We start from the raw sequence: 26489 nt of genomic DNA, 5'->3' as shown, positions 1-26489 counted from the left end.
TCTCCTACACCTAAAGGGCTTCATGTAAAGCGGTAAACGTGCCACCATGGAAAACCAGCGGCTTACCTGTCTCACTGCTAATCCGCCGAACATGTCCCACCATTAATAGGTGATCACCGATATGGTCTTGTTTATGATTTTCGCAAACTAAGGTGGCTATCGCGCCATGTAGCGCGGGGACACCTTCTGGCGTTACATGGGTCGCCACATCTGCAAATTTATTTTCGATGCGTGGGTTAGCAAAACGCATGGCCAGTTCTTGGTGCTCTTTACCTAAAATATTGATAGTGAAATGACGGCAATCACGAAACACAGATAAATTTGGTGAATGGTTAACTAGGCTCCATAACACCAATGGTGGGTCGAGTGATAACGATGCAAATGAGTTAATTGTTAACCCAACGTCACGGCCATCCGCTGCACGTGTGATCACAACCGCGACCCCTGTTGGATAACAACCGAGTAAATTGCGCAAGGCTTTAGGTTCAAATTCGGTATGGCCCCATTCCCTATCACACATGAATGTATCCTCTGCAATCATAGACATATTGGACTCCCCTTTTAGGCTCGAGCTTCTTCCATCATTTGTGATTGGATGTAAGCCTCGCAAGCTGCCCCATCTTTCCACCAAGGAAATAAGACTGGTGGGTAGTTGAATGCATTAGCGATAGTATGAGAGAGAGATGGCAACTGTTGAGCGGCATCCAAGAGATGTAAAATATGCGGTTCAGGAGGAGCCAATAAAGAGTTTGTCCACTCAACAACATAGCGACCATATTTCCAGAATTGTTCGAAAGTGTCGTTCATCCACTGGGCGGTATAAGGTTTATCTCCATGCGCTAAGATAGCGTCATAGTAAACTTTGCTGGCTTTCGTCGCATTGTTTGAACCTTGCCCTGTCAACGGATCATTGGTGACTAGCGCATCACCTAAGCCGAACACAATTTTACCTGATGGCAGCGTTAACACGGGCTTACGCACTGTCGGCGCAAATCGTCCCGCTAGAATACCGTTATCATCTGTTAGCTCAATGTTATGGCAGCGCTCCCCTTCCCATGGTAAATAGGTGTTAAGGATCTTTTTACTGTAAGCCAAATGTTCTTGGGGAGTACGCGCCTCGTTCCATTGGTCCATTGGCCCACCGGGGACCCCTTCAAAGACCATAATGTGGCAATCACCGCTGTTCGTCAGAGAAGGGAATACGAAATATTCACCAACTCCAGGGATCAAGTTAAATGAAACTTGTGAATATTCAGGGGTTGGTAACATGCCGTGGACATAGGTCAATGCCAAAGCTCGCTGAGGTTTATCATACGGCGAACGGGTTTCATCACGCTCAAGGAGCTTGACTATTTCACCTTTGCCCCCTGCTAATATTACTAAATCATGGGTTTCCGCTAGGCGTTCGAGCTCTGCAATACCCACATCTTCAATACGTAAATTACCGCCACGAGCCGCAAATAGCTCCATCCAATATGGCATTTTGATACGCTGATCAACGGCTTGCGCATAGTTATCTAAGCGAGACCGCCATGTGATGGCTTTTTCACCCGCTTTTTCTGGATGTGGAACCGTAAAACCAATACCTTCAACGGGTGGGCAATCTTCTTCCCAAAAATTTAGCCCTAAATCACGCTCAAATTGTAGTGAAATATCGAACATGCACTGGCTCGACATCACACGGCCTTTTTTCACATCATCTGGCGTACGGTTTGTTGCAACTGTGACTTCATAGCCTTTATCGAGCAAGCCTAAAGCTAATGGCATACCCGCTTGACCACCACCTACGATAGCAATACGACGCATAGTATTTTCCTCTGCAAAGTCTTTAATATGGTGTCTTATTCAGCAAGACGGGGAATTGCGGGTTTAGCCTGTTCGGGTCCCATAGCCGAGTAACCGCCATCAACGGCGTAATCTGCGCCAGTGACAAAGCTCGCTAGGTCAGAAAGAAGGAACGCGACAACTTGAGCAACTTCTTCAGGGTCGCCAACGCGTTTTAATAAGTGATAATCCGCAGCTACGCGGTCTGTTTTTTGCCGGTTGCCCCCCGTTATTTCATCCATGACACGAGACCAAGTCCAACCCGGTGACACAGAGTTCACACGGACCCCGTCCTGCGCATAATCCATCGCTTGGCTACGAGTGACCTCTAACATAGTGGCTTTAGATGCGGGATATAACCAACGACCAGTTTGCGCAATGCTAGAAGAGATACTGGTGAAATTAACTATCGCCCCTTTACCCGACTTCGCTAAATGAGGTTTGGCAAACTGAGCCGCCATGACGGCACTGACAACATTAATATTTAAGGCAGTTAGCCAATCTTGCCTTGTGGATGACTGGCCTTCATCAAGATAAGTGGCGGCCAGATTAACTAAAAAATCGAGTTGACCATATTTTTGCGCAACACGGTCAATTCCCTGCTTAAGCTGCTGATCATCGGTAATATCTACTGGAAGAAAATCAATATTCGGCTCATTTTGAACAACTTTTTCACCATTCACTGCATCAATATCAAAAATAGTGACCGTCACGCCGTAATCGCTCAATATTTTCGCCACGGTTGCACCAATTTTGGTCGCACCTCCGGTAACGATGGCAATTTTACTATTTAAACCTCTCATCTTCGGCATCCTCTTTTTTACTCTCATTTAATTACAATGATTTCACAAAAAATTAACATGACGAATAATTACGCAAAAATAGCCAAAAGCTGTAGCCGATGGACGCAAAAATTATCCATTCAGTGCGGCAATTTAAATAATAATGTGTTGATATACCTAAACAAATAGCCACTTTTTGCAGTGGCTATCCAAATGGTGAGAAATGTGATGGGATGCAGGTAAGGGGAAATGACTTATGGGCGTTCCAAAATTCGTGCGCCGGGGCCTCTTTTTCCCAATACATCATCAGGGTTGCGAAGCGGGCAATCACTCAGTGATAAACAACCACAGCCAATACAATTATCTAATTCATTGCGCAAACGAGTTAACTGCCTGATCCGCTTATCTAAAGAAGAGCGCCACTGGGTGGACATTTCTTTCCATTGTTCCGATGTGAGTGAACTATTCGCAGGAAAACGCCCCAAAGCTTCTTGAATTTCATGTAGTGGTATCCCCGTACTTTGCGCAACTTTAATGATGGCAATATAACGCAGAACCACAGAGTGAAAACGTCGTTGATTTCCTTGCGTGCGTGTACTTTGGATCAACCCTTTTGACTCGTAAAAATGAACTGTCGACACCGCCACACCAGCACGTTTAGCTACCTCACCAACGGTTAATGCCCTTGTAAAATCTATTTTTTTTCCACTTTCTTTGCGTGGTTTTATCGCTTTCGTGTCTTTCTCTGTCATTTTTGCGTCCCTTAGCTTGACCTCAACTTAACTTAAGGTTTTATAGTGCCACCCTGCAAGTTTGTCAATTGACATTATTTTTTTAAAGGGGATAGGTTTATGCCATCGGTGATCACCAAATTGTTAGAAAGCAACAGCTTATGGATTATTGCTCGTTTGCTGATCTTGGTTTTATTTATTTCATCTGGTTTAGCCAAAGTTTTTGATTATGAGAATAGCCTTGCCGAAATGCGTGCTGCCGGTCTGCACCCGGATTGGTTTTTCAATATCGCATCTGCTTTTGTCATGTTAGCCGCTTCCGTTCTGGTGCTTTTCAACCGCCTTTTATGGCTTGGAACTGGTGCTCTAGCCGTATTTTTGTTTCTCACTATTGTGATTGTTCATACCTTTTGGAGCTATACAGGGGAAGAAGCCAAAATCGCTATGTTTTGGGCGATTGAGCATATTTCAGTCATCGGTGGCTTAATCGCTGTCGCTATTGCAGGGCATTTTCGAGGTCTTTATTTCGCGTTAAAAACGCAGAAATAGAAGGAAAATCTAATGAATAAAAAAACAATAATCATACTGTGTTCAATTTTAATTGCTGCAGGGGGCGGTAGTGCTATCTATTCTACCTATGCACAAAATGAAGATAATAAACAAGCTGCTTACCAGTACCCTCCCGTTAAAGTCGCGTTAGCCCCAGTCAGTTTAAACACGGCTCCACGAACTTTCTACGGAGTAGGTGAACTTGAAGCAGGAAGCCAAGTGCTAGTGGCAGCTGAAACCAGTGGCCGCATAACTAAAATTGCTTTTGGATCTGGTCAGCAAGTCAAAAAAGGCCAGCTATTAGTGCAACTCAATGATGCGGTTGAGCAAGCCGATTTATCGCGTTATCAAGCACAGTTGCGTAATGCTGCTCGTTTATACGAAAGAACCCGTTCCCTCGCAACACAGCATTTAGTCGCAGAAGCTCAAGTTGATAGTACACGGGCGGAACGCGATATCGCTCAAGGTTTGATCCGTCAAACCCAAGCTCTGATTGCGCAAAAAACCATCGTCGCACCTTTCGATGGCACAATAGGTATTCGCCAAGTACACGAAGGGCAATATTTGAGCCCCGGAGAAACTGTCGCTAGCCTTGTCAATACGAAAACATTAAAGCTCAATTTTTCATTAGATGAGCAGGCATCCCCCGAACTCCATCTGGGGCAGATTGTCGATATTACTGTCGATGCCTACCCAAATAAAACATTCCCAGCTCGGATCACTGCCATTGACCCATTAATCGGCAAATCTCGCACTATTGCCTTGCAAGCAACATTAGACAATAGCGATGGGACACTGAAAGCTGGCATGTACGCCAATGTCAATGTGGTGCGCCAAGTCAGCAATCAAGTCCTCACCATCCCAGAAACTGCGGTTACTTATACTGCCTATGGCGATACCGTATTCATTACGCAAGGCGAAGGCAGCGCCATGACAGTTAAACGCGTTTCGGTGAAAACGGGGCAACGTTGGGATGGAAAAATAGAAATAGAGCAAGGGTTAACTGCCGACGATAAAGTCGTGACTTCAGGGCAATTACGCTTAAACGATGGTTCTGCGGTGACACCTGTCGCACAAGACACCTTGTCTGAACCAATGACTCCGACCGTTCAAGGTTCTTAAGGAAGGCGCAATGAAATTTACTGATATTTTTGTTCGCCGGCCTGTCTTAGCTCTGGTCGTCAGCGCACTTATCGTGTTAATTGGCTTATTTGCACTAAGCAAGCTACCTATTCGCCAATATCCACAACTTGAAAGTGCAACTATTACCATTACGACACAATACCCCGGGGCATCAGCAAAGCTGATGCAAGGTTTTGTGACGCAACCTATTGCCCAAGCGGTTTCCTCAGTCGAGGGGGTCGATTATCTATCCTCATCCTCAGTACAAGGTAGCAGCCTTGTCACTGTACGAATGGAACTTAATCGAGACTCTACCCAAGCCCTTGCTCAAGTAATGGCTAAAGTAAACCAAGTTCGTTATAAGTTACCGAAAGAAGCTTATGACCCTGTTATTGAGCTTTCTTCTGGGGAATCCACCGCAGTTGCCTATATTGGCTTTTCCAGTACTAATTTATCGATACCAGCGCTAACGGATTATATCTCCCGCGTTATTGAGCCGATGTATTCCTCTATTGACGGCGTCGCCAAAGTCCAAGTTTTTGGTGGGCAACAACTTGCTATGCGTTTATGGCTTGATGCCGATAAGCTTGCAGGGCGAGGGCTAACAGCCGCCGACGTCGCGCAAGCTGTGCGCCAAAATAACTACCAAGCAGCTCCCGGAAAAATTAAAGGTGAATTCGTTATTTCTAACGTTTATGTCAATAGCGACCTCACCAATGTTGATGAATTCCGTGATCTGGTGATCCGAAATGACGGTAATGGATTAGTCCGCCTGAAAGATGTAGGAACCATTGAACTGGGCGCTTCATCCACTGAAACAAGTGGTTTGATGAATGGGGAGCCGGCTATTTACCTTGGTTTGTTTGCGACACCAACGGGAAACCCGTTAGTAATTGTTGATGGCATGAATCAATTAATGCCTGATATCACTAAAACCTTACCTCCGGGTGTTAAGGTGGAAATGGCATTTGAAACCTCACGCTTTATTAAAGCCTCTATTGACCAAGTGATCAGCACCTTAATTGAAGCCTTGCTTATTGTCATTGTGGTTATTTACCTGTGTTTAGGCTCAATTCGCAGTGTCATCATTCCAATCTTAGCCATTCCGTTATCAATGTTAGGTGCAGCCGCACTGATGATGGCTTTCGGCTTTAGTGTTAACTTGCTCACCTTGCTAGCAATGGTACTCGCCATTGGGCTCGTTGTGGATGACGCTATCGTTGTTGTCGAAAACGTTCATCGCCACATTGAGGAAGGGAAATCCCCTGTTTTAGCTGCATTAATTGGGGCTCGTGAAGTTGCAGGCCCTGTGATCGCGATGACCATTACCTTAGCCGCGGTATACGCCCCAATCGGCTTGATGTCAGGTTTAACTGGCGCGTTATTTAAAGAGTTTGCTCTAACGCTAGCAGGCGCAGTGATTGTCTCAGGTATTGTGGCGTTAACCCTTTCCCCTGTGATGAGCTCTTTCATGCTCAATTCAAAACAAAACGAAGGGCGCATGGCGCGAATGGCTGAAACGTTCTTCAGTACGTTAGCTCATTACTATACTATTGTATTGAATTTTTCTTTGAAAAACCGTTGGTTAACAGGTGTTATTGCAGTTGCGGTCTTTATCAGTTTGCCCCTACTTTACCAATCTGCCCCGCGTGAATTAGCCCCTGTTGAAGACCAATCTAGCGTATTAACCGCTATTAAATCGCCACAACACGCTAACCTAGAGTATGTTGAACGTTTCTCACGTAAATTACATGATGTTTTCATGGAGTTACCGGAAACAGAAAGCACATGGATTATTAACGGCACTGATGGCCCTTCCGCTAGTTTTGGGGGAACAAACCTCTCCTCATGGGAACAACGCGAGCGCCCTGCGTCGGCTATCCAAGCTGACTTACAAGGACGTGTTGGAGATGTTGAAGGAAATAGTATCTTTGTCTTCCAGTTACCTGCATTGCCGGGCTCAACAGGGGGACTACCGGTGCAAATGGTACTACGAAGCTCACAAGATTATTCCGTGCTTTACAAAACCATGGAAGAGATCAAACAGCAAGCGCGTGAAAGTGGGTTATTTATGGTGGTGGATAGCGACCTTGACTATAACAACCCAGTGGTTGAAGTCCGCATTAATCGTTCAAAAGCAAATAGTTTGGGGATCAGGATGCAAGATATTGGTGAATCCCTGACTTTATTAGTGGGTGAAAACTATATCAACCGCTTTGGAATGGATGGGCGCTCCTATGATGTGATCCCACAGAGTATTCGCAGCCAACGACTAACCCCTGACGCACTGTCACGGCACTATGTAAAATCGGAAGCGGGAACGATGATCCCACTGTCAACTGTCGTAGATATCAATACGCAAGTTGAACCCAATAAGCTCACGCAATTTAATCAACAAAATGCGGCTATTTTCCAAGCAATTCCGGCTCCGGGAGTCACACTCGGCCAAGCAGTTGCTTATTTAGATGGCATTGCCAGTGAACTACCTGCCGGCTTCAGCCATGACTGGCAATCCGATTCGCGCCAATATAAACAAGAAGGTAACACCCTCGCCTTTGCCTTTATGGCGGCGCTCATCATCATTTATTTAGTTTTAGCTGCCCAATATGAAAGTTTAGTCGACCCACTGATTATTTTGATCACTGTTCCTTTATCTATTTGTGGAGCCTTGATCCCACTCGCGCTGGGTTATGCAACGTTGAATATTTATACCCAAATTGGCTTAGTGACATTAATCGGTTTAATCAGTAAACACGGCATATTAATGGTGGAATTTGCAAATGAGTTACAGGCCAATGAAGGTTTGGACAAACGCCATGCTATCCTCAAAGCAGCACAAATTCGCTTACGCCCAATCCTAATGACAACAGCAGCGATGGTCATTGGTTTAGTACCTTTGTTATTCGCGACAGGGGCAGGCGCCAATAGCCGCTTTGGATTAGGTTTGGTGATCGTAACAGGGATGCTAGTTGGCACGTTATTTACTTTATTTGTTCTGCCCACCATATATTCATTACTTGCCCGTAATCATAGTGCGACTGCACTGACACCAAGGCGTTATGAGCTTGCTGAAGCTAACCGCCTGATAAAAGAAACAGAGGAGGCTTCTCAATGAGCAATACGTTATCTGGTCGTTACCAAAGAAATAGTCGAACTGCGGATACAGTGGAAGTCGATGCAAATACAATGAGTAATAGTATGACAATGTTATTAATTTACCATGGGCTACCCCCTGTAATAGGGAAAAACCACCCGACGACAGGCAACAACCCTCACGGCAATAAGCCAACTCGCTAATCAGGCGATTAAATATAAATGGTATTACATTCCATGTAATACCATTTTTCTATTAACCCTCGTAGAAAGCGAAAACTAAGTTCCCCTCACGAATTATAATTGGGTTACCAGGAAGAGCATCAATGATCTCTTTTTGTGAACCATCTACCACCACCGCGACATTCTTATAGTGATTATTTTTTAATAAACCGGGTAACTGCCCTAAGCTATAAAACCGATTAATAGCATCAGGGTATTTTAACCCATAGCTTAATTCACCAGTTTGGTGAAGCATCGTAATATCACTACGCTTTAGTACCCATGCTAAAGCTGTCCCTAACCCAACATTATTTGTCAGTAATATCGATTTGTTTTCTAACTGTTTATGGTATTTTTCAATTACATTTTGAGGCGTGTTATTACTTTCAACGCGATAAGGGATCACATGGCCGACACTCAAACTGATTGCCACAGTGCAAGCCGCAGCGAAGTACCAAAACCGTTGCTTAAAAGAAACCAATGCCACTAATAACCAGCAGATAAAAGCGGCGGCGGCCAACCATAATTTGTTACTTTCATCTGCCTGATAAATGTTAATTTTAGGTATATAAGGAGAAGCAATAATTAATGCCGCGGCAGCCCCACCGACCAATAGGTTAATAACGGCATTTAAGCGGATAGCGGTTGTTTTTTTCTCAGCCCGTACTTTTTCAATGTAAGCCGCCATTAAAATGGCAACCGGTGCAATGCAAGGTAAAATATAGGTTAGTAGCTTGCCTTTTGTGATGCTAAAAAATACAAATGGGGCGATAAACCACAATAAAAAGTAAAGGTAAATCCCTTTTTGCCGCCAAGCATAATGTATAGCCCCAAAAAGATAACCCAACCATGGTAAAACAGCAGCAAGTAATATAGGAATATAAAACCAAAATGGTGATTTGTTCTGTGCGTTGTCCGCCATAAAGCGTTGAATATGCTCAACCCAGAAGAAGTAATTCCAGTAGTCAGGCTCACGGCTAGCAATCACAAATGCCCAAGGTAAACAGATAACAAATGCCGTAAAGATTGACACAAAAGAAAAAACAAAGACTTCTTTGAATTGCTTAAAGTACACCGCGGCAAGAGAACAAACTAAAACAGGTAATACAAGCACTAAAAAGCCTTTCGTCAGAACCCCTAGTCCACAAGCCACCCCCATCATAATAAAAGCGCATAATCGATGAGAAAAACGTTGTGTGGTTAGACCCCATTGGAAAAAGAAAATCACCATCGTAATAAAAGCGGTGACTATTGGGTCTAGAATATTGTAGGTGCCTATCGTAAACACCATAAGCATCGAAAGGTAAATAAAGGCAGCGTTAAATGCGATACGTGCATTTTTCCATGACATTTTAGCGCTGAGATAAACAAATAACCCACTGACCAAAGTGCTAAAGACAGCGCCAAGGCGCACGGACACATTATTTTCACCAAATAACATTTGAAACAGTGCCCCAACCCAATAGCCAAAAATCGGTTTTTCGAAGTAACGAATATCAAGAAGTTCAGGCACACTCCAGTTATAGCTAATAATCAGTTCCCGGCTAATTTCGGCATAACGTAACTCGTCAGGCTGCCATAGCAACCTACCGTTTAACGGTAAAAAATAGGTCACTAAGATAAACCCAAATAGTAAGCACCACTTAAGGTAGGCAACTTTATTGTTTGCCATAATCATTTTTTCTCAACCATTCTTGTTATTGATATTTAATATCTTTTAGCTTATTCGCTTTAAATAAACACTTTTTACTGACTATTTAGTTATTATCGTTATGGCAATTAAACCCCGTTTAAACAAATCAAAAGTTAATTTGTATCAGGCTGATTCTTGGTAAACAATCCATAAATAGAAATTATATTTCATCAATAATAAATAGATAAGAATTGAACATTAAGGTTAAAACCTTACAGGGCCGTTCAGTTTTTCAAAATACTATATAAAACTAATTATTAATATAAAAATAAGAACTAATACAACAAACAAAACGAGTATCATCTTTTTTGGATAATAAAAAAGAAAAAACTGGTTATGATTTTACTTTACCATAACCAGTTTCTATCAAGTTTTACACCAATTATCTTGCCGCAACTAATGCCTGTTCAAGGTCAGCTAAAATATCATCAATATGTTCTATACCGATAGATAAACGGATCATATCCCGCGATACGCCTGCCTGTGCGAGTTCAGCATCATTTAATTGGCGATGCGTTGTGGACGCCGGATGGCAAGCTAATGATTTAGCATCACCAATGTTCACTAATCGTACAATCAGTTGCAGTGCATCAATAAAACGTGCTCCTGCTTCTTGACCACCTTTAATACCGAAAGACATTATACTTGCCGGCTTTCCGTTCATATATTTCTGCGCTAAACCGTGCTCTGGATTGCTTGGTAAACCTGCATATTTCACCCATTCAACTTGTGGGTGCTTTTCAAGGAAATTAGCCACTTTTAATGCATTTTCTGTATGCCTATCCATTCTTAATGCTAGTGTTTCTAAACCTTGTAAGATTAAAAATGAATTAAATGGCGACAACGCCGCCCCAGTTCCACGTAAAGGCGCAACACGGCAGCGAGCAATAAAGGCGGCAGCACCAAAGTGCTCTGTATAGCTTACACCATGATAAGCCACATCAGGTTCTATCAATAAAGAAAAGCGATTTGGATGCTTTGCCCAAGGGAATTTCCCTGAATCGATAACCATCCCGCCAAGTGATGTCCCATGACCACCAATATATTTAGTCAATGAATGAACCACAATATCCGCACCATGTTCAAAGGGACGGCATAAGTATGGGGTTGCCACTGTGTTATCGACAATCAGTGGAACACCATGGCGGTGAGCAACTTCGGCTAATGCGGCAATATCAACAATAAACCCTGCCGGATTGGAAATTGACTCACAAAAAACTGCGCGGGTTTTATCATCAATCAGCGCTTCAAGTGCGGCTAAATCATCATGCTCCGCAAAACGAGTTTCAATCCCTAAACGTGGTAACGCGTGGGCCAATAAGTTATATGTGCCACCGTACAATTTTGCGACGGAAACAATGTTATCACCTGCCTGCGCAATAGTTTGGATGGCATAAGTAATAGCTGCCATACCGGAAGCAACAGCCAGCCCAGCTACACCGCCTTCTAATGCTGCGACACGCTGTTCTAAAACATCATTTGTTGGGTTCATGATGCGTGTATAAATATTCCCCCCGACTTTTAAGTCGAAAAGGTCAGCGCCGTGCTGAGTGTCATCAAATGCATACGATGTAGTTTGGTAAATTGGAACCGCAACAGACTTGGTTGTTGGGTCTGGAGAGTAGCCCGCGTGAATCGATAATGTTTCTAATTTCATTTGTTATCCTTGTTATGACGCACTGGAAAACACGGCCAGAAGAGATAATTATAAGTGGGTTCTATGCTGTGATATCAATAGATATTACCTAAGACTATATACTAGGCAACTATTTGAACTTGAAATTATTTCATATAGATTAGTCTACACTCCATGCCTTAGAACGCTTTGCACCGCTCAACGCCGATAATTAATCACATAAGGTATTATTCTTATAATCTATTTCTTATTCATATAAAAAAAAGCCACAACCCATTGAGATTGTGGCTTTTTAAAACGAATCGAATTACCCGCGATTATTGAAATGCACCGTAAATAACAGAAGTAATGGACGCTAATCCGCAGACAAAAGTGAATATTTGTGCTGGCTTTGACGTACTAAATTTTTTCATTGCAGGAACAATATTCATCGATACCACCGGTAGAATGAACAGGATAGCCGCGATCATTGGCGCCCCCATCGTTTCAATCATACCTAAAATGCTTGGGTTACGAATAGTGACGATCCATGTTGTTATCACAATAAATAACATAGATGCTGTCTCAATTTTCCTAACTGAGAAAGAAGAGCGGGATTTAATTAACCCAACTAAACCTTCGTGGGCACCTAAGAAGTGACCAAAATAGCTAGAAACAATCGCCGCAAAAGCAACAATCGGCCCTAAGTAAGACAAAATTGGTGATGGATTGATATTAGCAATATGCGATAACACGCTAATGTTCTCTTGCTTGGCAATTTCCAGTTCTGCTGGGCTTAAAGATAACACCACAGAAAAAACAAAGAACATCACAAAGCCTGTTAACATTAAGGCTGCACCACCTGTGATCATATCAGTTTTGACGATTGCCTTGTCACCAAATTGTTGACGTTGGTCTTTGGTAAATTGGCTGATAATCGGGCTATGGTTAAATGAAAATACGATCAGTGGGATAGCCATCCAAACTATAACTGGCATTGCACTCCAATCAGGCGACACTTCTAGCATCGACATATTCCACTCAGGGATTAAATATAAAGACAATGCTAATAAGATGAAAACTAATGGGTAAACCATCAAAGAAGTGAGTTTTAACATGAGGTCACGACCAAACACCACCCCTGCTGTCATTGCCGAAATCAACACACCTGACAGTAACCAACGCGGAGGTTGCGCCATGCCAAGCTGATTGACAATAAAAGAATCAACGGTATTGGTGATACCCACGCCATAAATTAATACAATTGGGTAAATAGCAAAGAAATAAGCAAAGGTAATGATATTTGCCCCAACTTTACCAAAGTGCTCTTCTACAGTATCAGTAATATCCGCATTCGGATTTTTTGCAGACAAAACAAAACGCGCTAACCCTTTATGTGCTAGCCAAATCATTGGGGTAGCAATTAATGCCAACACAACTAATGGCCAAAAACCCCCAGCACCTGCTTTAATAGGTAAGAATAAAACCCCTGCCCCTACGGCTGTTCCAAATAAAGAAAGTACCCATGTAAAATCCTTATACGTCCATTTACTTACTGGCTTATCCGTTGTAACCACTGTTTTTTCTATTGTGCTCATCTTGTATTCTTCATCATTAACGTTATTAAAATCAGATGCGCCGATTTTGCATGAAGTTAGTAAGACCGCCTAATTTAATTTACCTATTTTGTTCAACTTTTTGGCGTAGATCTCGTTAATAACGTCAAATAAAAAAACTCAATGTAATTCCTCTGTAAAAATCCTTTTTAGCTTGTGATTAAAATAATAAATTTTGCATCTAAAGAATTTAATTTTAAATGTGATAAAAAAATGGCTGAACTACCAGCTCAGCCATTTACATAAAAAATAGGTTGGGTTTATAGATAGACAGGAACTAAAATTTCAGTTGCAATGACCACAACAATTAAGCCAACTAGCACTGGAATTGACGTTCTTTTTACCACTTCAAACGGTGAAATTTTAGCCATTCCAGACACCGCAACGACGACACCTGAAACAGGTGATAATGTGCGCCCCAAGTTAGAAGCTTGTAACATTGGGATCACCAAATAAGCTGGGTTGACGCCCATCTGTTTTGCTAGATGTGGAATTAATTCGACAAAGGCATAAAACGGTGCATTACCAGACCCTGTCGTCATTGCAGCTAGCATTGTAATAATGACCAATGCAATCATCATGACAATCGCGCCCGAACCAAATGATTGTGCTAGGTCAATAAGCCCTTTGATAAAACCAATAGTACTTAAACCTTGTGCAAATACACCCGCCGCAACTAATAACATAACCACTGTAGCAAAGGCTTCAGCCATCCCTTTATAACAAACCTCTAAGCCACCATAGACGTGTTTTGCACTGAAACTACGAATGAATTCAATAACAGCAGCTAAAATAATACAACCAACAATGATTGTAACTATGTGCAGTTCAGGCGCCCACTTACCATCAAATACTAATACACCAATAATCGGAGTGAATGGTAAAATGGCATAAAAAGAAGGCGCATGAGTTTTGATTTCATTGACGTCAAGCATTTCCATTTTGACGTTTTCTTTTCTATCTAGATAACGCTGCCAGAAGAAATGTGCGATAGACATAGCAACAATTGCAGCAATAGAAATAGGCAAAGTCACTTTAAATGCAAAATCAACTAATGGCATTTCAGCAGCTTGCGCCGCTAAAATAACGTCACCTGAAGTCGGTGCCAGAATAATTGCCGCTGGTGAAGCACAAATTGCCGCCGCTGCACCACGGCTAATCCCGACATTCACCATCACGGGGAACAAGGTTGCCATCAATAACACCCCAAGACCAGTCGCAGAGGAAACCGCCAGCGACATCAAGCAAGCAACAATATAAGCCGCTACCATTAATAAATATGGCGAGTTGATCATTTTTAGCGGTTTTGATGCAATTTTAACAACCACATCATTGGCACCAATATGGGTCATGTAAGATGCAAACCCACATAGCACCATAATCATCATACCAAGGTCACCACCTCGGCTCATTAATAGGAATTTTATGTATTCCAAAATGTCTGTTGTACGCCACCCCGTCGTAGGAACAGAACTTGGTAAAATACTTTTGCCCATAATAGCGGTAATGATCAGAAGTAAAATCCCCCCTGTCATTAGCACGCCCGTTGCCGAATACCCTTTTATGATATAGCGCCCAACTCCAATGGCGACAATAACGCCGATTAAGAGCTCAATCATTTGTTTCTCCTGCCTGTCTCATTTTGTAATTATAAAAAATCACTCTGCCTAATAGTTAAGCAAAATTCACTGACAATGATCATGCCAGACGATATTTTTTAATATAGATATGAATAAAAACACAAGATAAAGAAATAATAAATCTTTTATAGAAGAGATTTTCTAGCGGATTTTACCAATTACCCTCTTCAGATAGGTAGAACAGACTAGATTAGGTTAAAAAAAGAAATTGATGTATATGCGGATACCAATGGGTTCGTCATCAAGATAGCTAATCAAATACAGAAAACCTGCATTGATATTAAAATCAGGAAACAATCAACTAAACAGTTCGTAAATCATATCGCCAAAAAAACCTCGATATTGTAAATAACGGATCTGTTTACTCTTTTCTTTAAAATCTTGGGGTAGGTCATCACCAAATTTTTTGCTGCGTACCAATGCCGCTTTCTCAAACCAATCCACATCAACATCAGCAAAATGTTTTTCAACTAAAGCTTCAGAAAAGCCTTTTTGACGCATTTCTTGCTTAATTCGCAACGGACCATAACCTTTGCGAATATAGCCCTGCATTAATAGTGCCACCACCCGATCATCATCAAGAAAGTGTTGCTCACTGAGTCGTTCAAGGGCTTTTTCAATCAACGATTCATCAATAATACCTTCATTTTTCTCATACATCCGTCGTTTCATACGGCTAAATAACTCAGCTTTACCGTAGTCACGGCGAGAAAGCATAAACAGGGCATATTGGTACAGGTCAGATTCATTCATAGTGTCAAACTATCATCATTAAATTGGGCACTTTACGCGCCCAGTCTAACACAAACCTTTGTACTCTAAATAATCCAAGGCATATATAGGCAACAAGCTTCGCCCATGTGACTTGAAGTCTAACGAATTAGTGAACTTGCGCGCCACTCAGTAGCTTGTATATCGTATCCGGCGTGTAACTTCCATCTTGGAAATAAATTGTCCAATCCGTAATATCATCACGGGTTAATGGATAAGTTTCCCCTTCTTGCATATCTTTCACATAAAAAGGATGGTTAATTAATCGGCCTTCAAACTGGTCACCATTCCAAGAAATTGGCTCAAACCACATATGTTCGTGCCCATCATAATCCTCTTCCGCATCATGATAACCAATGCCACATTTCACTAAGAAACGCCATTCAGTATCAGCTTCATCATCGTTTTTGCCTAAAAACTTCGCAAAAAAACCTTTCTTTTGAGTGACAGGTTTTGGACCATAATTATCTAACATGTGGGTGAAATACTCCCAGCGCAGCTTCGCTTTACGGGACATATCCGCCGTTTCTTCGTCTGTGCGCATAAACATCATCGCATTTTGATCTTCAAACCCTTCAAAGAAACTCTCTAATACTGGGTTTTCTTGTGTAACACGGAACAGCATGACTGACGGGTGCTGATGGGACTCATCCCTGTCGTGCCAATCCCCCATAAAACGCTCAGAAGTTGCATCACCAAACTCAAAATTCATTTCTTCTAATGGCTTTAAGTTATCAATAGGCGTTGATTTACCGACATGAAGCAACCCTTCCTCAAATGGCAATGCCACCAGGTATTCGTAACCTGATTGTGTTTGCCCAATAAAAATTGGCTCGTTAAAGACGATTTTACCGTGTGTAATACTGTTGTTCACAAAGCTCCAGAATAATTCTGGGATACCATAATAAGATGCGATTGGGTGTGGAATAATAATTTCAGCTTCAGACAACCCACAACGGGCTAAACCATGGGTATGGAACCAATACATGGTTGGTGCACGCTCTTCTTCCGGTTTATTTTCATTATCTTCTTGGTCATAAATAGCGTGCACAACATATAAAGAATCAATGCTTGGCATTAAATCATCTATTAATTGAAAATTAAGCCACTCACGAGTAAACACTTTCCCTGCTGCCGAAATATCCAGCCCTAAGAGTAAATCAGGCACTAAGATTTGAATGATTTTCAGTTGTTGAAGGTAACTGACTAACGGCTGCTCTTTGAATAAACATTCCACAATCACCGCTTGAGGAGCCGAACTCGCCTCCGCGTATAATTCTGGACTAATAGGGTCTGTCGCAAAATATGGGTTGATCGTATATTCAGGGTCGCTATCTACCAATGAAATATAGAAACGCAATTCCTCTTCACCTTTTTTACAGCTAAAAAAGAAACCGTCTTCATCTGGAATATAGTCTACTTCTCCATCCGTAAAATAGGTTTGTTCTTCTAAACGCTGCTCAAGTAACGAAGATGTCAATTCAGAACCTGGAATAGCGACCATCATAGATGCTTCTTTTTCGCCTTCACCTGCTGCAGTATCAAGGTAATATTGTTTATTGTTCATTTTAAGGCCTATTAATAAGTGACTTTAGCGAGGATATCAGCTTATATTCATTAAGAATATTGTGAATATTCTTAACAAATTCAGATTGTGATTTGATCCTTTATATTGTAACTAAGTAAACCAATAATCATTATTCGATAATAATTTATTCTACTTTTCATACGCTATTGGCTGAGGCACAATGACCTCCTTTCTCTGACTTGCTTCGTATTGATGAGGCAAAAGAACTAATTTCTATCTATATAGGTGTGAGAATATGATTGACCTGACAGAAGCACAAAAAGAATACATTGACGAACTCGCAATGCAGCGTGTTTACAATATGAATAGCGACGAAGTATTCGTACATGCTTTAGAACAAAAAATCCATCAAATGGAAGATCACTTAAAAGCCTATTTTCATGAACGTGTTAAGTTTCACCAACAGAATAAAAAATAATCTTTTACGCTCTTCGTGCCGGTAACCTTTTGTCTATCGGCACCTATTTTTCGGTTTTGGAAAGCACAATCTTAAACAAACTATCAACCTACACTCATTTTACCCAAAGAGTTAATAAAAAAGCATTAAGCGCTATCCCTAAAAAAAAGATTAATGATAAAATTCCGATTATCGCTGTAAGACGAATAATAATCTGCTTTTACACCCCCTTTACTTCCTAAAATTGAGCCAATGTTATGAAACGCATCCAATTCAGTCATGTGCTAATCCTTTCTTCTTTTTTATGTATTCCCGTAAGCTTTGCCGATAGCGACCGTCCATTATTTTCAGTATCAGTTAGTGAGTCAGGGGTGCCACAAAACAATAACGAAGGCGGTATTACTCGTTCTTCTGCTACAGAGTCACGAGTACTGCCGATTTGGGGTGATGAAGCACGCGCCCGCGGTTATGATTTGCCGGAGCCATTTGGTGCAAGCTATGGTTATATGAACCTACGTCAAGATATTATTGTTGATAAAATTGGTTTTAATTCCGATAAATTATTAGGACAAAGTATTCTTTCTAACATTTTAGTTGAAACAGGACATACTCGCGAAAAAAATGAATCTCATATGCTGAAATTAGATGCTTGGGTATTTCCATTTATGAATATTTATGGCGTTTATGGGAAAACGAAAGGCTCATCCAAAACTAATATTTCAGGTATATATATGAAAGGTCAATCTGGGCCAATGTGGGAAAACTTACCATTTTCTTTAGATTTTAAAGGGAAAACTTATGGTGGAGGAGTAACATTTGCTGGCGGATATAACCAATTTTTTGGGACATTAGACCTGAATTATACTAAAACTGACCTTGATATTTTAGATGGAGACATTAGCGCTTTCGTTGCGACCCCTCGTGTTGGATATGAATTTGTTTTTGAACCCTTAATTTCTGGGCAAGGCAATACCAAAGTACAAGTTTGGACTGGGGCAATGTATCAAGATATCACTCAACGTTTTAAAGGTGATGTAAGTAAACTAAATCTTCCAGAAGAACTTGATTTTTTTATTAATAACCCAGCCACTAAACCTATAATTGGTAATGTTAAATTCGACGTCAAACAGCACCTTGCCCATAAATGGAATAATACTGTCGGTGCTCGAGTCGAGTTTACTCGTAACTTTAATGTTTTAACCGAGGTTGGATTTAATAATCGAAATAGCTTCTTTATTTCTGGAGAATTCCGTTTTTAATGTGGTATTCGGCTATTATCCAAAGGCTGGCATTGGTCAGCCTTTTTATTCTTTTCCCTGCTAAAGCAGATATTCTCCCCGACCGCCAACAAATTGATGGCTGGTTAAACAACCTCGGGGGTGAAAACAGCTTTGATGACAGCAAACCCATTGATTGGGGCGTTTTGCCGGGGCCTTTTTATACCCCTGAAATGGGGATAGGCATCGGTACTGCGCTGGTTGGTTTATACCGGATAGATAAAGAAGATAAACAAACGCAACCGTCTTCAATTGGGTTAAGTGGCTTCGCTTCATCTACAGGCGCATTTGGTTTGAATTTCACTAATTATAATTTTATTGATAACGACCAGTGGCGATTATTTATTTCGGGTACCATCAATAACATTCCTACTTATTATTGGGGAAAGGGCTATTCTGCAGGTAAAAACGACCATAATAAAGAAAAGTACCACTCCCAAGAATTCCAAATAACGCCAAGAGCATTGTATAAACTAACGGATGCCACTTATATTGGACTCGGTTGGAACTTTTCATCAATTAATGCCAGCGACCCAGATGATGGTGCAAAAAAGTACTTCGCTAATTCCGTCGGTGGGCGTTCTGTTATCAACTCAGGGGTCAGCGCCTATTATAGTTATGATACCCGCGATTTTTTGCCTAACGCATACCAAGGGCAAACCTTTGAAGTGACTTACACTTATTTTGCGCCAAATCTTGGTAGCGACACCCGTTTTCAAACCACGCAATTACAATACGCTTACTACCATCAGATTGCCGAAGATACCGTGGTTGCACTTGATAATTATGCGCGGTTTTCAACAGGTAATGTGCCATGGAATCAATTATCGTTATTAGGTAATGGTAATCGAATGCGAGGCTATTACGAAGGTCGCTATCGCGACAATAATATATTCACTAGCCAAATAGAAATTAGGCATAAGCTAGATTGGCGTCATGGTATTGTCGGTTGGTTAGGCACAGGGACGATGAGCGATACACCGTCCGAACTAGGTCAAAGCCACTGGCTCCCTACTGTTGGTGTCGGGTATCGCTTTGAATTTAAGCCAAGAATGAATGTACGTTTGGATTTCGGCATTGGCCGTAATAGCACTGGTGTCTATTTTCAGGTCGGGGAGGCGTTTTAATGTTTAAGTGGGTTCAAGCGTCTTGTTTAGCCTTGCTATTAACTGCATGCCAAAATCATAGCAAGCTTGAATTGCCCGCTATTTCCCCCGTATTAACTTCGCATACCTTTGAAGAAGCTACACAAGATTGGTCCGTTATTCCTTCATTAGTTCCCCCTCAAGGCTTACGTGCATGCTGTGCCTTCGGGTACAACCTCCAAGCACAATTATGGGGGCTCCCCGTTCCTTTTTATACTATCGATAATATTGTAGAAGCCGATAGCCTTGGTGAGCATCATTATAATGATAGCTTTTTAGGGGCAAGTGCAGCTTTAATGGGGCTTAGTAATGAAAAAATTGGCTTATTATATACAGATAAAGGTGGGTTTATTGATATCTCGCATGTCAGAGATACTGCAGATTATACTTTTTACTTATTCAGCCAAATTTATCCACGCCTTGGCCAAGAATGGACACTTTCACTAAGTGAAGAACTGGCCAGTAGACAAATTCATTTCAGCCCCTTTACGCCACCGCCATCTGCACACCAACGTTATACGCTCAGTGCCTATCTTGCGGCTAAACTTGCTTTCCAACTTGCCGTATGGCACGAAATTGCACAATGGTATGGTTATCAATCGGTTCCAGGCTTTTCAGAAAGGATCTCGGCTTTTTCCCCTGAAGATCTTTACTCTAATTTGCTCGGAGCACGCCTTGCAATGACCGTTATTTTGCAGGGTCGAGCGAACTCTTTGCCGGTTTTTTCTCAATCCATAGAAAATATCTTACCTTTAGCCCTGCACCAATTGGGCGCATCAAATAGAGCCGAAACAAGTAAAATGTTCGATAACATTGATGGCCTATGGTGGAATAGTTACCGGAGAGTACCTGAAAAATTCCTTGTATTAACAAGGGACTATAATACCAGCGATGACAGGCTACCTTTAATACCGACTCAAATCATACCTCGGGGAGGGTTGCGATTAACGCTGCCAGATAACTACCTACAATACAATTTACCGCTACTTGCTCAGTTACGTTTGCAACCCACTGAAAATATGAGACAACTTCCTGTACCAAACCATTATTGGACTGTTGCGGACTTCCCGGCCCTTGCAGAAGAAGCTAAACAACAAGATATACAGCAACAGATTTTACAACCCTAAATTTCCCCTAAAAATTGCTCACTTAAACGAAATTATCACGATCAAGGTGACGAGTAAAAATGAAGCTTAACTCGCTTTTTTTACCTTTCATACCGCCTATTTGTATTTCACTTTTGTTCCCTCTTTTATCGTTAGGAAAAAGAGGCCTTTCCCATTTTGATTATAAAATAAGCGACCAAGTGGCTATTTATTGAGCAAAATAGCCTTATAATAACTAAGTGAACTGTGTGATAAATAAGCAAATTTAACTTAAGTGCAGCCATTTAAAGTAAAAACAAGTAAGACATTTTAATATATAACCATAAAAACTAGATGTAAAAATATTATTTTTACATCAAAATCAATACAGTTAAAAATAAACAAAAAAACCTACAATCCAATACAGAAGTTTACCTAATATTAGCCGGATAAAAGTAGCTCGTAAAAATTTAATCTGCTAATATTCGCTCGAATTTTGTTCAGAGATACTTAGGAGAAGCAAATGCCCTCTCGAACGATGAGGACAAACGCCGTCTTCGCTTTCTTATTTTTACTTTTATTTTCGAGCCTCAGTATGGGCTCCACCAGTACCAGCACAATGCTCAATAAAGAGTACTCTAATAAAACTGTGCAAAATGTAAGTCAGGCCAAAACATCACTCCCTGATTTACGTAAATACCCTTCTGGTACACCACGAAAGAAAGCATTTTTGAAAACGGTTGTCCCTGTTATTGAAAAAGTTAATAAGCAGATTATGGAAGAGCGCAATTGGTTATTATCCGTTCGCGCAAATAAAAAATGGAGCGCTCAAGAACTGCGCCGTCTTAGCCAAATCTGTGATAGCTATGGTATGAAATGTAGCAACCCAAAACGCATCAATTGGGATAAGCTATTAAGTCGCGTAGATATCATGCCAACGCATTTAGTGGCCACACAAGCAGCAACAGAATCAGGTTGGGGTACATCACAACTTGCATTACAGAACGGTAACTTATTTGGTATGCGCTGCGGAAGTGGGTGTCGAACTAACAAAGGTAAAGTTAAAGGCTATTCAGCATACTCTTCAGTTGAAGATACCGTGACAGCGTATATGAAGAATATGAATACCCATAATGCTTATGAATCACTACGTAGTTCACGAGCAAAACAACGCCTATCAAAAGATGAGTTAGATACCACAAAACTTATCAATGATATGAAAGGGTACTCCGAGTTAGGTTCATCCTATAACCGTTATTTACAAGAAATGTACGCGAGTAATGAAGAACTGATTACACAAGCTCAAAAAAGAGCAGCCACTCGCATCTAATTATTGTATCACCAGGTACAAGATATAAAAAATCCACTTAACAAAGTGGATTTTTTTATCGCTATAAATTGCTCATGTTATAGCAGGCAGATACCCTGCGGGGGAATTGAATGCCGCCAACAAAATCATTACTCAAAATATGACGAGCAATATTCTGATTGCATAGAAGAAGAGATCAAATATCATATGCTCATCTTCTACCAAAATAATTAACATCTTTGAGTCTAATATGAATTTCTTCTCTTTTGAGTTTCTTGGCTCTTTCTTGATATTTTTTCTTATTTATTGGGCTTGTCAGCCCAGTGCAAAACTACAAAATGGTCTACTAATTACCGCAAGCTATTTTTTTGTTTATTCGTTTAACCCTGATTTTGCCTATATTTTATTTGGTTATACCCTATTCATTTATTTCCTCACAAACTGGGTGACAAATTGGCTATCAAATCGATGGGTCTATCTCATCCTAGCCACAGTTATTATCGGTTACTTCACCTACTTTAAATATTATTCTTTCTTTCAAGAAAGTATTCAGCAAACTTTAGATAAATTTGGTTTTAGTGTTGGGCTCCCTATTCTTGAAATACTGGCTCCACTCGGTCTTTCTTTTTATGCATTCCACTCTGTTAGTTATACAGTTTCAGTATGCCGCAAAGAAATTCCTAAAGCTGATTTTTTCGATGTCGCTTTATACCTTGCATTTTTTCCAAGTATTGTGGCGGGGCCGATTAACCGCGCAAAAAATTTCATGCCTCAAATCCAAGCAGAAAGCCGAACCATTCTCAATAGTCGCAAGGCAATCCTGTTGATTTCACTGGCGCTAATTAAGCTCTTTTTATTTAGTTCTTACTTATCCGAAAATTTTGTTAACCCTGTTTTTGATGCCCCTATCGGATATAGCGCAGGAGAGATCTTAGTAGCCACTTATGCCTATGCATGGAATATCTACTTTAACTTTTCCGGTTACACCAACCTTGTTACGGGCATCGCCTTATTATTAGGTTTCAGAGTACCCGTTAACTTTAATGCCCCTTATTTAGCCGCAAACCTAAAAGAATTTTGGGCACGTTGGCATATTAGCCTATCGACTTTTATTCGTGATTATATTTATATCCCACTAGGAGGTAACCGCAAAGGCTTTAGCCGTATGAATGCTAATGTATTCCTTGCTATGGTGATCTCCGGACTCTGGCATGGTGCCGCAATGACGTTCGTGGTGTGGGGAGCAATACATGGCTTAGGGATTGTTTTACTCAATTTAAAGAGTTTGTGTATGGAAAAATTGGGTTGGACAAAGGCACTCCCTAATAAAACATTATCAACTTGGGTCTCACGAATTATCACTTTCCATTTTGTCTGTTTTGCTTGGATCTTTTTCCGTAGTGCTTCTTTTGATGATGCGATATTAATGGTTAATCAAATTATTGCCCCAGGCTTTATTGCATCAATTAATGCAAGCCTAGGTCTGCTTATTGCATTTTGGGTCTTACTCATTACCTACCCTTACTTTGTACAAGGTTACCATTATGCGGCGAAAAAATACCAAGATATCCCTTGGTATTACTACCCTATTCCACTTGCTCTTGTTTTAACAATTATGTTTATGCTTTCACCTTCAGGTATGCCGGGGTTTATTTATGCTAACTTCTGAGTTTAAAAAAAACCTAATTAAAACCGGCCAAGTTTTAGTTATTGTGTTACTAGCAGGACTGTTGTTGATTTGGTTAAACCAAGGTTCTTTGGAGCGATTCTGGCAACAAAAATATCATCAAGATACACCATGGGCGAAAATGGCAGGAAACCCTATTTGGGATTACGGTGCTTATTTACATGACGGTGCTCTCGAGGCGGGAAGTGTATTTACTTATCATGCTTCAGGGCAAAAAGCACAAGACGCCCAGCAAGCCGCTGAATTAGCATTAGCAAATAAAAACAAGAAGCTGAGTTTCCCAGACGGTTTTCAAGTGGGCCTGCATTTTATGAATGGTTATATCTACCCAGCAGACAGCTTATCAATAACTTTCCCTGAGTTGCTTAAGCGCCCACAAGCGAGAGCAAAAAGCCTCAAGGGCAATTTAAGTCACTTAGCTATCAAGCAAAACCAACCTATTGTAGAGAAGCATATAGCCAACATTGAAAAAGGCCAGCAAGTTCTATTTGCAGGAGACTCAATGATGCAAGGCATTGCTCCACATGTTAAGAACAAGCTATTGAAAAAATATAATATCGATAGCATTAATTTAAGCAAACAAAGCACTGGCCTTGCCTATCCACGCTTTTTCAACTGGCCCCAAACCATTGCTAAGGCATTGAATGATAACCCTAATATTAAAGTTCTTGTTGTTTTCTTAGGGCCTAATGACCCTTGGGATATGCCACCAAAAACAGGTTATAAATACGTCAAATTTAAAAGTGAAGACTGGGAAAAAGTTTACCGAGAGCGTATTAATGATATAATATCGACCGCACGCCAGCACAATGTAGATGTTATTTGGGTTGGTCCTCCTAATATGCGTAAAAATACGCTATCCGATGGTATGAAATTCTTAAGAAGCCTCTACCAGTCTGAAGTTGAAAGTAACGGCGAAATTTATTTTTCTGTCAATGATGTCTTTAAATATAAAGGCGATAACTACTCTGACTATATCGGCGATGAAAGCAGTACAATTAAATTGAGAAGTGGCGATGGGATTCATTTCAGCAGTAAAGGGCAACAACTTATTGCAGAAAAAGTTTTCTCATTGATCCATTTCGAAGCAGAGGAAGAAAAGGAACCTCATGAAACTGAACAATCTGCGTCAAGCTAAGCTCAAAATTTTAGCGGGTAGCATCATTGCACTGCTATCGTTGGGCTTATTGTCTTGTCAAAATACATCAGACAAAACGCGCATACCAAGTTCGAAACAAGGACAAACTGTTATATCTCAAGGGCAATTAATCAACAATGCTGAGCCTAATTTAACGCAATTAGCAAATAAATTACGTCAAGGTAACCAGCAAGTTCATATTATTCAAATTGGTGATTCCCACACTGCGGCTGATTTTTTCAGCGGCAATTTAAGGAGTTTATTTCAGCAACATTATGGTGATGCAGGTCCTGGCTTTATTCCTCCTATTTCTATTCCGGGGCAACGTACTGCAACCATTAACCGCATGAGCGAGAAAAAAGAATGGTCACTTTCTTCTAGCCGTAAAGATGAGCGTTTTGATTACCCCTTAGGGGGAATGATTGCTGAACCACAAGCCGCAAAGAGTAAAGTGCTACTCAAGCCGTTACAACCGGCTCTAGGGGCCTATCAGCTTCAAACGCTATACCAGAGCGCGAATGACTCTCAAATGAGTGTGGCTCCAGCTGTTTCACCTAATGTTGCACTCCCGGCAACAGGCTATCAGTGGTATTTTTCAACCCCGGTTAACACCCAGTTACCCGCAGAGGTTACGGTCAATAAAAGTACTGGGCTAAAGATTGGTGGCTGGCTCGTACGTTCACAAAAGCCAGGGGTTATGCTTTCCGCGCTAGGGATCAATGGTGCAACACTTAGTATGGTAGATAAATGGCAACCACAATGGAGTGAGACTTTAGCTCAGCTGTCACCTGATATGGTGATTTTAGCTTATGGTACTAATGAAGCCTTTAATGATACGTTAGACCTTGCCGCTTATGAGCAAAATTTACGCGCTAAAATCCGCTTAATCCGCCAGCAAATGCCAAATAGCGTTATTTTATTAGTCGGGCCGAATGATTCGATTAAATTTAATGATGCCATGAATTGCCAAGCTCAAATGCCTGTAAACTTAATGAATGTTATTCAAATTCAGAAATCTGTTTCAGCTCAGGAACATACGCTGTTTTGGGACTGGCAAGCCTTTATGGGTGGCCCTTGTTCAATCCGTACATGGGCAGCACAAGACTTAGCACGACCAGACAATGTACACTTGTCTGTTGATGGTTACAAAAAGAGTGCTCAAGGTTTATATAGCCAGTTGAGCCAGCTTTTACAGTAACGAAAAG

22 protein-coding genes are annotated in these 26489 nt (G+C 41.1%); 12 read left to right on the top strand and 10 right to left on the bottom strand.

Annotated features, from left to right (window positions below; genetic code table 11):
• Positions 1 to 10: 10 nt before the first annotated feature.
• The 4 genes from P3L56_RS02470 to soxR all read right to left on the bottom strand — a co-directional run bounded on the left by P3L56_RS02470 (position 11) and on the right by soxR (position 3358).
• Positions 11 to 547: a flavin reductase family protein gene (locus P3L56_RS02470; protein ID WP_225833164.1), complete on the bottom strand. Its 537-nt coding sequence runs from the start codon at positions 545 to 547 to the stop codon at positions 11 to 13.
• Between the two features lie 14 nt (positions 548 to 561).
• Entirely contained in the window at positions 562 to 1806 is a 1245-nt protein-coding gene (locus tag P3L56_RS02465; RefSeq protein WP_048608776.1) for a styrene monooxygenase/indole monooxygenase family protein, read from the bottom strand.
• 35 nt (positions 1807 to 1841) lie between these two features.
• A complete protein-coding gene (locus tag P3L56_RS02460; RefSeq protein ID WP_272686177.1) occupies positions 1842 to 2627 on the bottom strand; it encodes an SDR family oxidoreductase in 786 nt (261 codons plus the stop codon).
• 233 nt (positions 2628 to 2860) lie between these two features.
• A complete protein-coding gene (soxR, locus tag P3L56_RS02455) occupies positions 2861 to 3358 on the bottom strand; it encodes a redox-sensitive transcriptional activator SoxR (protein ID WP_048608778.1) in 498 nt (165 codons plus the stop codon).
• Positions 3359 to 3457: 99 nt separating this feature from the next.
• Between soxR and P3L56_RS02450 the strand changes: the two genes are divergently transcribed.
• The 4 genes from P3L56_RS02450 to P3L56_RS02435 are packed head-to-tail and all read left to right on the top strand — an operon-like array spanning position 3458 to position 8305.
• Positions 3458 to 3886 carry a DoxX family protein gene (locus P3L56_RS02450; RefSeq protein WP_042848469.1) on the top strand — a complete coding sequence of 143 codons (429 nt, stop codon included), beginning with the start codon at positions 3458 to 3460 and terminating at the stop codon, positions 3884 to 3886.
• Between the two features lie 12 nt (positions 3887 to 3898).
• Positions 3899 to 5008 carry an efflux RND transporter periplasmic adaptor subunit gene (locus P3L56_RS02445; RefSeq protein WP_042848470.1) on the top strand — a complete coding sequence of 370 codons (1110 nt, stop codon included), beginning with the start codon at positions 3899 to 3901 and terminating at the stop codon, positions 5006 to 5008.
• Positions 5009 to 5018: 10 nt separating this feature from the next.
• Positions 5019 to 8123, top strand: a complete 3105-nt coding sequence (locus P3L56_RS02440; RefSeq protein WP_042848472.1) for a MexW/MexI family multidrug efflux RND transporter permease subunit — start codon at positions 5019 to 5021, stop codon at positions 8121 to 8123.
• Positions 8120 to 8305: a hypothetical protein gene (locus P3L56_RS02435; RefSeq protein ID WP_272686178.1), complete on the top strand. Its 186-nt coding sequence runs from the start codon at positions 8120 to 8122 to the stop codon at positions 8303 to 8305. Before P3L56_RS02440 ends, P3L56_RS02435 begins: the two co-directional genes overlap by 4 nt.
• Positions 8306 to 8357: 52 nt before the next feature.
• On the opposite strand, the gene arnT is transcribed toward P3L56_RS02435, so the two are convergent.
• The 6 genes from arnT to P3L56_RS02405 form a co-directional block, all read right to left on the bottom strand.
• Complete coding sequence (gene arnT / locus P3L56_RS02430) at positions 8358 to 10001, bottom strand: lipid IV(A) 4-amino-4-deoxy-L-arabinosyltransferase (RefSeq protein ID WP_071547655.1); 1644 nt, start codon at positions 9999 to 10001, stop codon at positions 8358 to 8360.
• A 397-nt stretch (positions 10002 to 10398) separates the two neighbouring features.
• The gene (locus P3L56_RS02425; RefSeq protein WP_272686179.1) at positions 10399 to 11673 is read right to left on the bottom strand and encodes a bifunctional O-acetylhomoserine aminocarboxypropyltransferase/cysteine synthase; all 1275 of its coding nucleotides are present in this window, start codon (positions 11671 to 11673) and stop codon (positions 10399 to 10401) included.
• A 296-nt stretch (positions 11674 to 11969) separates the two neighbouring features.
• Positions 11970 to 13229 carry an aromatic amino acid transport family protein gene (locus P3L56_RS02420; RefSeq protein ID WP_042848477.1) on the bottom strand — a complete coding sequence of 420 codons (1260 nt, stop codon included), beginning with the start codon at positions 13227 to 13229 and terminating at the stop codon, positions 11970 to 11972.
• Positions 13230 to 13507: 278 nt separating this feature from the next.
• A complete protein-coding gene (gene dcuC, locus P3L56_RS02415; RefSeq protein ID WP_042848478.1) occupies positions 13508 to 14866 on the bottom strand; it encodes an anaerobic C4-dicarboxylate transporter DcuC in 1359 nt (452 codons plus the stop codon).
• Positions 14867 to 15184: 318 nt separating this feature from the next.
• Positions 15185 to 15640 carry a regulatory protein RecX gene (locus tag P3L56_RS02410; RefSeq protein WP_042848480.1) on the bottom strand — a complete coding sequence of 152 codons (456 nt, stop codon included), beginning with the start codon at positions 15638 to 15640 and terminating at the stop codon, positions 15185 to 15187.
• 127 nt (positions 15641 to 15767) lie between these two features.
• Entirely contained in the window at positions 15768 to 17225 is a 1458-nt protein-coding gene (locus tag P3L56_RS02405; RefSeq protein WP_042848481.1) for a DUF4026 domain-containing protein, read from the bottom strand.
• Positions 17226 to 17481: 256 nt separating this feature from the next.
• Between P3L56_RS02405 and P3L56_RS02400 the strand changes: the two genes are divergently transcribed.
• The 8 genes from P3L56_RS02400 (at position 17482) to P3L56_RS02365 (ending at position 26482) form a co-directional block, all read left to right on the top strand.
• Entirely contained in the window at positions 17482 to 17664 is a 183-nt protein-coding gene (locus P3L56_RS02400) for a hypothetical protein (protein WP_042848482.1), read from the top strand.
• A gap of 236 nt (positions 17665 to 17900) precedes the next feature.
• A complete protein-coding gene (locus P3L56_RS02395) occupies positions 17901 to 18902 on the top strand; it encodes a hypothetical protein (RefSeq protein ID WP_272678430.1) in 1002 nt (333 codons plus the stop codon).
• A complete protein-coding gene (locus P3L56_RS02390; protein ID WP_042848485.1) occupies positions 18902 to 20047 on the top strand; it encodes a BamA/TamA family outer membrane protein in 1146 nt (381 codons plus the stop codon). Before P3L56_RS02395 ends, P3L56_RS02390 begins: the two co-directional genes overlap by 1 nt.
• Positions 20047 to 21192 (top strand): DUF4056 domain-containing protein, encoded by a 1146-nt coding sequence (locus P3L56_RS02385; protein ID WP_198861109.1) that lies wholly within the window; start codon positions 20047 to 20049, stop codon positions 21190 to 21192. Before P3L56_RS02390 ends, P3L56_RS02385 begins: the two co-directional genes overlap by 1 nt.
• A gap of 481 nt (positions 21193 to 21673) precedes the next feature.
• A complete protein-coding gene (locus P3L56_RS02380; protein ID WP_042848487.1) occupies positions 21674 to 22480 on the top strand; it encodes a protein bax in 807 nt (268 codons plus the stop codon).
• Positions 22481 to 22709: 229 nt separating this feature from the next.
• Positions 22710 to 24128 carry an MBOAT family O-acyltransferase gene (locus tag P3L56_RS02375; protein ID WP_198861108.1) on the top strand — a complete coding sequence of 473 codons (1419 nt, stop codon included), beginning with the start codon at positions 22710 to 22712 and terminating at the stop codon, positions 24126 to 24128.
• Complete coding sequence (locus tag P3L56_RS02370; protein WP_166685590.1) at positions 24115 to 25284, top strand: GDSL-type esterase/lipase family protein; 1170 nt, start codon at positions 24115 to 24117, stop codon at positions 25282 to 25284. The genes P3L56_RS02375 and P3L56_RS02370 overlap by 14 nt, the downstream gene beginning before the upstream one ends.
• Positions 25256 to 26482, top strand: a complete 1227-nt coding sequence (locus tag P3L56_RS02365) for an SGNH/GDSL hydrolase family protein (RefSeq protein ID WP_272686180.1) — start codon at positions 25256 to 25258, stop codon at positions 26480 to 26482. The genes P3L56_RS02370 and P3L56_RS02365 overlap by 29 nt, the downstream gene beginning before the upstream one ends.
• The last annotated feature ends 7 nt before the right edge of the window (positions 26483 to 26489 follow it).

Origin of the sequence: Providencia sp. PROV024 (assembly GCF_032709665.1) — a bacterium.
Taxonomy (GTDB): domain Bacteria; phylum Pseudomonadota; class Gammaproteobacteria; order Enterobacterales; family Enterobacteriaceae; genus Providencia; species Providencia huashanensis.
This window is presented reverse-complemented; position numbering and strand designations above follow the sequence as displayed.